The organism is Saccharibacillus sp. CPCC 101409 (genome assembly GCF_030518235.1).
In the GTDB taxonomy this organism is placed as follows: domain Bacteria; phylum Bacillota; class Bacilli; order Paenibacillales; family Paenibacillaceae; genus Saccharibacillus.
Map to the genome: position 1 here is coordinate 1 of NZ_JAULSA010000051.1, position 841 is coordinate 841.

Sequence of the window (841 nt, forward strand, 5' to 3'; positions counted from 1 at the left end):
ACGGCAAGTTCTATATGATCGAACGCACCGCGGGTTCCCTGACCCCGTGCAAGAATTACCTCGGCCTGCTCGAAAGCGAGGACGGCGTGCACTTCACGCACGTCAAAGACGAGCCGGTGCTCACGCCCGACGAACTCGGCTTCCCGTACGGCAGCGTCCAGGACCCGCGCGTCGTCAAGATCGACGGCACGTTCTATATGAACTACGCGCTGCGTCCGTGCGCCATGAACTACTATCCGACCAACACGGGCGTGCCCGAGCGCTCGATCCCGACCTACCCGGACGGCTGGGGCGAAGAAGAAGGCCACTGGCTGACCCGCTCGTCCATCGTCAAGTCCGATAACCTGGTCGATTGGGAATTCGTCGCCGATACCACGCCGCTTGAGATCAACGACCGCGACAATATCCTGTTCCCGGAGAAGATCAACGGCCGCTACGCGCTGCTGCGCCGCCCGGAAGAGTATATCGGCGAAGCCTACGGCACGGAGAAAGCCGCGATGTGGATCACCTACTCCGACGACCTCGTGCACTGGGACGAACCCAAACTGCTCGCCAAAGCCGAGAATCCATCCTGGGAATCGCGCAAGATCGGTGGTTCGACGCCTCCGGTCAAGACCGACAAAGGCTGGCTGGTGCTGTATCACGGCGTGGACGAGCATATCGTCTACCGGGTCGGCGCGCTGCTGCTCGATCTGGACAACCCGGAGAAGATCATCGCCCGCACAAGCGAGCCGATCATGGAGCCGGAAACGTACTACGAGAAGTTCGGCTACCAGATTCCGAACGTGGTCTTCCCGACCGGCAACGTGGTCAAAGACGGCCTGCTGTACATTTACTACGG

Annotated in this window: 1 protein-coding gene; it reads left to right on the top strand. The window is 60.9% G+C overall.

Annotated features, from left to right (window positions below):
* On the top strand, positions 1 to 841 hold an 841-nt coding region (locus tag QWJ34_RS26995; protein WP_302732230.1), incomplete at both ends, for a glycoside hydrolase family 130 protein.